The following is a 6,432-nucleotide window of genomic DNA, read 5'->3' on the forward strand; positions in this document are numbered from 1 at the left end:
CGACGTGTTGTTGCAGTGGTACGACAACGCGACCGGGGTCTGGCACGACGGACCGATGGTGTTGGGCGACATCCAGCGCGACGGCTCGCCGACCGTGGTCCACAGCCACCGGTTCGACCCGGTCGTCGCGTCGAAGTTCCGTCTGGTCAAGACCGCCGGCGGCGGCTGGCCCAGCGGCAACCTGCGGCTGAGCGAACTCGTTCTGCACGGCCAGATGCTCGGCAACTCGCATCCGGACGTCGTGGCCGGCAACGCCGTGGCCGTGCTGTTCGACGGCCAGGAGCGCGATGTGGCCACGTTGCCGGGATCGGGCAAGCCGTTCCGGACCGTGGCCGGCGGCGGGGTCGCCGGCGGCAACTACCTCGACCTGCCGGACGAGTCGTACGCCACCGGGTACTACACCTACCAGTTCGGCGAGGCGCTGCCCAACTGGGACTTCGTGATCGCCGAGAACCCGACCGCCGGCCAGTACCGGTACCTGCGCTTCTACTGGAAGGCCAGCACGACCAAGCCACCGGCCGGGATCGGCCTGCGCGTCGGGCTTGCCGGCGTGGCGCCGGGGGTGTGCGTCGTCGCCGGCGCGTTCCACTTCCCGACGGAGAAGATCTACCGCGCCGAGATCAACGCCGACATGCCCGGCGCCGGCTGGAGCCGGGCCACCGGCGGCGACATCGACCTGTGGACGGCCATGGGCGGACAGCCGATTCCCTTGCAGGGACTCAACCTCCAGACCCTCGGCGGCGGCGCGTCCTTCGACCGGCTGCTGCTCGGACGGACCGTGGCCGACCTCGACGCGTGCGAGCGGGCGCACTAGACGACCTGGCGGCCGGGCTTGAGCATCACCGCCGGTGGCTGCTCACGCCCGCGCCAGCCGCTGGTGTCCGTGCCGGCGGGCGCGTGGCGGGCCAGGAAGTCGGCCATGGTGGTGAAGATCTCCTGGTCGCTGACCGGCTGCCAGCCGTGCGGCTGGCCGACGCCGTAGATGAACTGGAAGTCCGGCTTCGGACCGGTGAGCTTGTCGGTCTTCTGCTCGAAGAGCTGGACGCCGTTGTTGAGGAAGTAGGTGTCCTCGGTGCCGACGTAGACGTGCAGCCGGCCGGCGATCTTCGGGCCCAGCGTCGCCCAGTTGGCGGTGACGATGCTCGACAGCTCGGAATGCTGCTGCCAGTAGGCGGCGACGGTGTGGTCGACGGCGCCGGTGCGCTTGTCCCAGATGGGGCTGGGATAGCCGTCCTTGCCCTGCGGGCCGAACACCGCCTGCCAGATGTCCCACTGCCCCTGGCTGCGGCCGCGCGAGGCGACCGCCCGCTCGTAGGCGTTCTCCTGACCCATGGTCCACCAGGTGTCGCCGGTCCTGCGCCGGGCCGACGGGCGGGGCACCACCTCCCAGGGATTGTCGATGACGTAGGCGTTCGCGTCGTCGTAGAGGTTGACCAGCTGGTGGGCGCGGAAGTCCAGCGGATCCGGGTAGCCGGCCCAGGCCCCGGCGTAGAGATCGGGGTAGAGCACGAGGGTGGCCGCCGCGATCCAGCCGCCGGTGGAGCCGCCGGTGACGGTGCGGCCCCAGCGCTGGCCGATGGTCCGGAACCGCCGGTCGACGGCCGGCAGCAGCTCGGTGTTGATGGCGTCGCCGTAGGGGCCGAGGTTGGCCGAGTTCACGTTGTACGAGTCGTCGTAGAACGGGTTCTCGCTGCGGACCTGGACGGAGATGAACCGGGTGGCGTCGGCCGACACCCACCAGCGGGAGAAGTCGTCGCCCAGCGCCTCGTCGAACCCGTGCGGCCGGCCGCCGCCCTCCGCGTAGTGGCCGACCTCCAGCTCCATCGGGTAGCGCACGTGCTGGTTGGCCGGTGAGTCGTAGCCCTCGGGCAGCAGGATGTCCGCGCCGAGGTAGACGTCGCGGCCCCAGAACCGGCTGAGCAGCTCCGAGCGGATCTTCATCCGCTTGACGTGCTTGGACTCGGCGGGATTGCCCTGCTGCCCAGTGCCGCCCGGCGGGATCGGGTCCACCGGGCCGATCACCTGGTCCAGCGTCAGACGCACGGTGCCGGTCCGCCCGTCGATGCGGATCGTCTTCGGGGTGGAGTAGACGTTGCCGGGCGAGTGCCAGATGTCGCCGCCGTCGCCGCTGGGCCAGTGCACCTGCACCACCGAGCCGTCCGAGCGGCGGTTGGTCTCGTACGTGGTGAAGAAGCCCTGCACGACGTACTCCCCGGGCGGGATGTCGGCGAAGCTCGCCAGCGGCGCGCCGACCACCTCGTTCCCGTCCCTCAACACGATCGCGGCACCTGGGCGCATCATCGGCACGTCCAGGCCGAAGAACGGCACGCTCAGCGGCACGCTGTCCTGGAGGTTGTCCCTCGGTTCGGGCGCGTCGTCGCTGAGGTCGCCCGTGCGCGCGATGATCACGAACGCGCGGCCGGCGGTCGGCTTCACCCCGGTGACCGTGAGCGCGAACGACACCCCGCCCGGCCGCGAGTCCGGCTCTGCCTCGGCCGTCGCCGCACCGGCCAGGCCGGCGACCGCGCCGATCGAGCCGGCCACCATCGCCCGCCTGGTCAAGCGTGCCCTGTCCGCCATTCGGCCCTCCACCCCTCGGGTTCGTGTCGGTGCCGACCCATCATGGTGATCGCGACCGGCCAAGGCCAGGCCGCTATTTCCCGGCCTGCGCATAGCGTTGCCGCAGCGGGCCTTTCACCAGCTTGCCGGTGGGGGTGCGCGGCAGCTGGTCGACGAACTCCACGGCGCTGGGCGCCTTGTAGGCGGCGATCCGAGCCTTCACGTACTCGATGAGCTCGGCGGCGTCCGGGGCGGCGTCCGGCGCGGGCTGCACCACGGCCAGGACCCGTTCGCCCATCTCGGGATCGGGCACGCCGATCACCGCCACGTCGGCGACCGCCGGATGCAGCGCCAGCACGTTCTCCACCTCCTGCGGGTAGATGTTCACCCCGCCGGAGATGATCATGAAGGCCTTGCGGTCGGTGAGATACAGGTAACCGTCCTCGACGTGGCCGATGTCGCCGACCGTCGTCCACAGTGGATGGTCGGGGTGCTCGGCGCCGCGGGTCTTCTCGGGATCGTTGTGGTAGGTGAAGACCTGCTCGTCCCGTTCGAAGTAGACGACGCCGGTCTCGCCGGCCGGCAGTTCTCGCCCCTGCTCGTCGCAGATGTGCAGCACGCCCAGGATGGCGCGCCCCACCGAGCCCTGATGCGCCGGCCACTCCTCGGGCCGCATCCACGTCAACCCGATGGCCTCGGTGCAGGAGTAGTACTCGTGCAGGATCGGGCCCCACCAGTCCTGCATGCGCTGCTTCACCTCGACCGGGCACGGGGCGGCGGCGTGCACCGCGGCCCGGTGGCTGGACAGGTCGTAGCGGGCGCGCACCTCGTCGGGGAGCTTCAGCATCCGCACGAACATCGTCGGCACCCACTGGCTGTGCGTGACCCGGTAGCGCTCGATCGCCTTGAGCGCCTCCTCGGCGTCGAACCGGTCCATCACGACGGCGGTGCCGCCCAGCGCCTGCACCGCCGCGCACACCCGCAGCGGCGCCGCGTGGTAGAGCGGGGCGGGGGAGAGGTACACGGTGTCCGGCCCGAATCCGAGCTGCCCGCCGAACAGCCGGACCATCGAATCCCCCGGCTCGTCCACCTGGCGGTCGGGCAGCGGCGGCCGCACCCCCTTGGGTCGCCCGGTCGTGCCCGAGGAGTACAGCATGTCCCCGCCGCGCGGCTGGTCGGCCAGCGGCTCGGTCGACCCCGCGGCCAGCTCGGCGGCGTAGTCGGGGCCGTCCATCCGCACGACATAACGGATACGGTCCGGCGCCGCCGCGGTCATGCCGGGGCCGAGGAACAGCGCCTGCGCCCCGCTGTCGGTGAGGATGTAGTCGACCTCGTCCGGGCTCAGGTGGCGGTTCACGGCCGTCACGTACAGCCCGATGCGCTGCGCCGCCCAGTACACCTCGAACACCCGGGGATCGTTGCCCGACAGCAACGCCACCACGTCTCCGCGCCGGAACCCCTTGTCCAGCAACCGATGCGCCAGGCGCAGCGAGTTCTCCTCCAGCTCCCGATAGGTGATCGCCGCCCCCGTGGCCGACATGATCACCGCCGGCCGGTCGGGATCGGTCACCGCGTGCGCGCCCGGGTACATGGCCTGCTCCAATCCGTTGGCCCACCCAGGGTGCTGCTCCTTGGCGGGCGTCGTCCAGCCCCCGTGTCCGATGTGCTCAGCCGCGATCGACGCGCGTGATCTCGCCGATGTCGAAGAACTCCCACTGGTTCGGCGGCACCACCGCGGTGGTGTGCACCGCGGCGGACCGGAAATCGAAGAGCATGGCCGTGTGCACACCGGGTTTCATCAGCCAGGAGACGAGAAACAGTTCCTCCCGTATCTCGCGCGCCCGATACGGGACCGGTCCGATCTCCTCGGCGCCCGGGTAGTCCCAGCGGTGAAAGACGAGCTCGTGGGCGCCGAACGTCATGCGGTACTGGCCGCCCGTGGAGTAGGTGTATTCCACGGTGGCGCCGGCCAGCGCCAGCGTGGTGGGGCCGCCGATCACGTCCGTCTGCTCCTCCAGCAGCGGCATCGTGAGCTCGTCCCTCGGCTCAGGCATGAGATTCCCCTCCGGTGCGCGGAACCCGATGCCGGCGGTATACCGGACCGACGCGGCCGCCACAAAGCCCGGGCGACGTGACGGGAGTTGATATCGGCACCTTCGTCCGCGCGGGCGTTCGGCGGCATGCGGGCGTGTTACGCTCCGAACGCCAGTGATCAACTGGTGACAATGGCGTTATTCCCCTTGGTTCGCCGTCTCAGTTGAAGGGGTGCCACCGGTGGCCGACACGTCGAGCGTTTCCCCGTCCCGTGCCTTCCCGATGGAGCGGCCGGCCGGATGCCCGTTCGACCCGCCGGCCGAATACGCCGAGTTCCGGGCCCGCGAGACCCTGCCCGTGCTCGAGTGCCCGGCCGGCATCGACGCCTACGTGGCCAGCGGCTACGACCAGGTGCGGGCCCTGCTCAACGACCCCCGCACGAGCACCCGCGGCGCCCCGTCCAACCACGTGATCCGGGACCGCGCCGTCGTCGTCGACGCCATGCCGGGCTCGATCATCCATTTCGACGGCGCGGAGCACGTGCGGTACCGGCGGATGCTCACCCCGGAGTTCACCGTCAAGCGGATGCGCGCGCTGCGCGGCCGCATCGGGGAGCTGGTCGAATCGCACATCGACGCGATGCTGGCCAAGGGCGGCCCCGTCGACTTCGTGCGGGACTTCGCGCTGCCGCTGCCGTCGCTGGTCATCTGTGAGCTGCTCGGCGCGGACCAGGAGGACCGCGCGCGGTTCCAGGAGCAGGCCACCGTCATGATCAGCACCGATGGCGATCCCGATCTGTTCATGGCGACGGTGCAGGAGGTCCTCGAGTACATCACCGGCTTGGTGACGGCCCGGATGGAGCGTCCCCGCGACGACATGCTGAGCCGGATGATCCAGCGGGGCCGGGACAGCAAGCAGCCGCCGACCGTGTTGGAGCTGGCCAACCTCGGCCTGTTCCTGCTCATGGCCGGCCACGAGTCGACCGCCAACATGATCGGCCTCGGCGCCCTGGCCATGCTGCGCCATCCCGAGCAGCTGGCGCTGCTGCGGGCCGATCCCGCGCTGGCGGAGTCCGCGGTCGAGGAGACCCTGCGCTATCTGTCGATCGTCCACTACGGACTTCTTCGCTACGCCACCGAGGACATCGTGCACGGCTCGCAGACGATCAGGGCCGGCGAGTGGCTGGTGGCCTCGCTGGCCTCGGCCAACCGGGACGGCTCGGTGTTCGCCGACCCCGACACCTTCGACCTGCGGCGGGCCCCGACCAAGCACCTGGCCTTCGGCTTCGGCTCGCACCAGTGCATCGGCCAGCAGCTGGCCCGGGTGGAGCTGCGAGAGGTGTTCTCCCGGCTGTTCGGACGGATTCCGTCGCTGCGGCTGGCCGTGCCGTTCGAGGAGCTCGAGTTCAAGGCGAGCACACTGGCCTACGGCGTGGCCGCCCTGCCCGTGACCTGGGACACCTGACTCAGACCTCGGTGGTGACCACGACACGAAGTACGCCGCCTGAATTCGATGTGACGGGGGTCACTCGAATCAGAGAACCCGAGGGGCGATCGGGGCGGCTGGCTGGGTGTGCCGGAGGGAGACGGCAATGGCGGCCGCGGCTGTCGGCCTCGTCGTCTACACCTGGACCGGCGGGCGGAGATGGGCCGCGGTCGCTTCGGCCCGTTCGATCGGCGCCCCGCTTGCCCGCCCGTGGCCCCTGACCTGCGGCGATCGATCTTGGACCCGATGGTCGGGGGGTCGATTTGGAAGCGTGTTGGATCGGCTGCTAATGTTCTCCACGTACCGCAGGGCAGGACGGAAACGGACGCCAGCGGGTCACCGACAAAGCCACTG

At 70.4% G+C, this 6,432-nt stretch carries 4 protein-coding genes; 1 reads left to right on the plus strand and 3 read right to left on the minus strand.

Annotated elements, in window-relative coordinates; genetic code table 11:
• Window positions 1–810 precede the first annotated feature (810 nt).
• The 3 genes from ACIG5F_RS45370 to ACIG5F_RS45380 form a co-directional block, all read right to left on the minus strand.
• Complete coding sequence (locus ACIG5F_RS45370) at window positions 811–2,580, minus strand: alpha/beta hydrolase-fold protein (RefSeq protein ID WP_396526471.1); 1,770 nt, start codon at window positions 2,578–2,580, stop codon at window positions 811–813.
• A gap of 73 nt (window positions 2,581–2,653) precedes the next feature.
• The gene (locus ACIG5F_RS45375) at window positions 2,654–4,150 is read right to left on the minus strand and encodes an acyl-CoA synthetase (RefSeq protein ID WP_396526472.1); all 1,497 of its coding nucleotides are present in this window, start codon (window positions 4,148–4,150) and stop codon (window positions 2,654–2,656) included.
• A 76-nt stretch (window positions 4,151–4,226) separates the two neighbouring features.
• Window positions 4,227–4,613, minus strand: coding sequence for a MoaF-related domain-containing protein (locus tag ACIG5F_RS45380; protein ID WP_396526473.1), 387 nt, complete (start codon window positions 4,611–4,613; stop codon window positions 4,227–4,229).
• A gap of 220 nt (window positions 4,614–4,833) precedes the next feature.
• On the opposite strand from ACIG5F_RS45380, the gene ACIG5F_RS45385 reads away from it, so the two are divergent.
• The gene (locus tag ACIG5F_RS45385; protein WP_396526474.1) at window positions 4,834–6,057 is read left to right on the plus strand and encodes a cytochrome P450; all 1,224 of its coding nucleotides are present in this window, start codon (window positions 4,834–4,836) and stop codon (window positions 6,055–6,057) included.
• Window positions 6,058–6,432: the final 375 nt, after the last annotated feature.

The sequence above is a fragment of the Kutzneria sp. NPDC052558 genome (assembly GCF_044547355.1).
GTDB lineage: Bacteria > Actinomycetota > Actinomycetes > Mycobacteriales > Pseudonocardiaceae > Kutzneria.